Genomic DNA, 2,428 nt, shown 5'->3' with positions numbered 1-2,428 from the left:
GAGGATCTGTAATTGAATTAAAATGTTTCAGAAAAGTAGTGCTCATATTTATGCGACCAAGTAATTATTATGCCTTGATCTGATCACTACTTGCTCTATAAGTTCAATTTATAATGATCTTGCCGTGGCCCAGCTAGCCAATAGTTACAAAAAGTTCCCTCCTTTAAAATAGCTGTGCTAGACTACTGTTTATATAAACAGTGATGAGCAGGCTATGAAACTCTACATTGCAGAAAAACCTTCACTTGGACGCGCTATTGCTGATGCGTTACCAAAACCACACAAAAAATATGATGGTTATATAGAAGTCGCTAATGGCGATTGTGTATCGTGGTGTATTGGACATTTGCTAGAACAAGCAGAACCCGATGATTACGATGAGCGCTTTAAAAAGTGGCAGTTTGAACACTTACCTATAATACCTGAACAGTGGAAGTTAAAAGCCAAAACCAAAACTCGCAAACAGCTCACTGTTTTAAAAAAATTAATTAAACAAGCCTCGCAACTTATTCACGCTGGCGATCCAGACCGTGAAGGCCAGCTACTAGTCGATCAAGTAATTGAAGAAGCTAAAATAAGTCAGGCTAAAAAGCAGAGTACGCAACGTTTACTCATTAGTGATTTAAACTTATCGGCGGTAAAAAAATCACTGGGTACTATGCGTTCTAATCGAGATTTTATTCCGCTAAGTGTATCTGCTTTAGCGCGCTCTCGTGCTGATTGGCTATTTGGTATGAATTTAACACGTGCATACACACTAGCTGGGCAAAAAGCAGGGTTTGGTAATGTGCTTTCGGTAGGGCGAGTACAAACCCCTATTTTAGGTCTTGTTGTTAATAGAGATAACGAAATAGCACACTTTGTATCTAAGCCTTTTTACGATGTACTGGCGCATTTACTTACTCCAGATAACCAGCCATTCATAGCTAAGTGGGTTCCTAGTAAAGCATGTGAGCCACATCAAGATGAAGAAGGGCGAATACTTAACAAAGCACTCGCACAAAATGTTGCTTCACGCATTACAAAGCAAAGTGCTGAGCTTACTTCACTTGACCAAAAACAAAAAAAACAAAGTGCTCCATTACCTTATAATTTATCTGCACTACAAATCGATGCGGCTAAAGCATTTGGTATGCCAGCTCAAAAAGTGTTGGATATTTGCCAAATACTTTACGAACGTCATAAATTAATTACTTACCCACGCTCGGATAATCGTTATTTACCTAAAGATCACCATCAAGATGCATCAGCTATTTTTAAAGCTATAAGTGCTAATGGTGGGCAAAGCAGTGAATTAGTAAACGGGGCTGATGTAAAAAAGCGTAGTAAATGTTTTAACGATTCAAAAGTGGCTGCCCATCATGCCATTGTGCCTACGGCTAAGCAGTTAAAGTCAGCGAGTTTGAACGGTGACGAAGCGAAGGTATATCAATTAATAAGCCGCCATTACCTAATTCAGTTTTATCCCGACTATATTTATAACGAAACTAAAGCAGAGATAACAATCGCTGGCGGATTATTTAAAGCAAATGCAAAACAAGATGTAAGCCTGGGCTTTAAGGTATTAATGGGTAAGTCTGAATTAAAAGATGAAGCTACGTTACCTCCTTTAACTAAAGGTATGCCTCTTTTTTGTGAGCAAGGCGAAGTGGTCGAAAAGCATACATCACCTCCTGCTTATTTTACCGATGCTACATTATTGGCTGCGATGACCGGCATTAGTCGTTATGTTAAAGATCCACAAATTAAAAAAGTATTAAAAGACACTGATGGTTTAGGTACGGAGGCAACACGTGCGGGAATAATCGAGTTGTTATTTAAGCGGCGTTTTTTAAAACGTGAAGGTAAGTCAATTAGAGCGACCGAAACGGGACTTGCCCTTATTAGCGTATTACCACAAGGTTTAGCGAGTCCTGATTTAACCGCAAAGTGGGAATCGAGCTTAGGTGATATCGCGCAGCAAGTAATGAGTTATCAGCAATTTTTACAGCCTTTACTTACTGACCTAAATGGGTTTGTACAATTAGCAGCAAACTGCGATAGCAATGCATTTGCAAGGTTACCAAAAAGTTCACCTAAAAAACGCTTTGCTAAACGAGGTGGAAAAGCGACCTTTAAAAAGTCGAGTTATAAAAAAAGCTCTGTTGCTAGTTAGCTACAGAGCCATTTTATTAAACGATATTACTTAACCTGATGTAATGGTCTCCTCCCTATACGGCATCTATGTGCCATGATTAAAGTGGTTACAATAATCAAAGGGACAAGAAGACCAAAATGAAGATTACAACAATTGGTTTAGATATAGCAAAAAGATTTTTCCATGTGGTGTGCTGCAATGAACAAGGGCGCTTAGTTAAAAAGAAAATGTTAAAGCGTGCGCAAGTGTTATCTTTTTTCCAACAACACACTACGTGTTTAGTTGCTTTAG

Annotated in this window: 1 protein-coding gene and 1 pseudogene; both read left to right on the top strand. The window is 38.7% G+C overall.

The window, feature by feature from the left end; genetic code table 11:
- Positions 1-214 precede the first annotated feature (214 nt).
- Positions 215-2,155 carry a DNA topoisomerase III gene (locus tag QL998_RS20515; protein WP_024603831.1) on the top strand — a complete coding sequence of 647 codons (1,941 nt, stop codon included), beginning with the start codon at positions 215-217 and terminating at the stop codon, positions 2,153-2,155.
- A 119-nt stretch (positions 2,156-2,274) separates the two neighbouring features.
- Positions 2,275-2,428 (top strand): annotated as a pseudogene (locus QL998_RS20510) (IS110 family transposase); the annotation flags it as partial.

It is taken from the genome of Pseudoalteromonas sp. APC 3691, from assembly GCF_030408135.1.
In the GTDB taxonomy this organism is placed as follows: Bacteria; Pseudomonadota; Gammaproteobacteria; order Enterobacterales; family Alteromonadaceae; genus Pseudoalteromonas.
This window is presented reverse-complemented; position numbering and strand designations above follow the sequence as displayed.

Excerpts from the sequence above, each read along its gene's own strand:
- QL998_RS20515 (WP_024603831.1), top strand. The coding sequence starts at position 215 with ATGAAACTCTACATTGCAGAAAAACCTTCACTTGGACGCGCTATTGCT.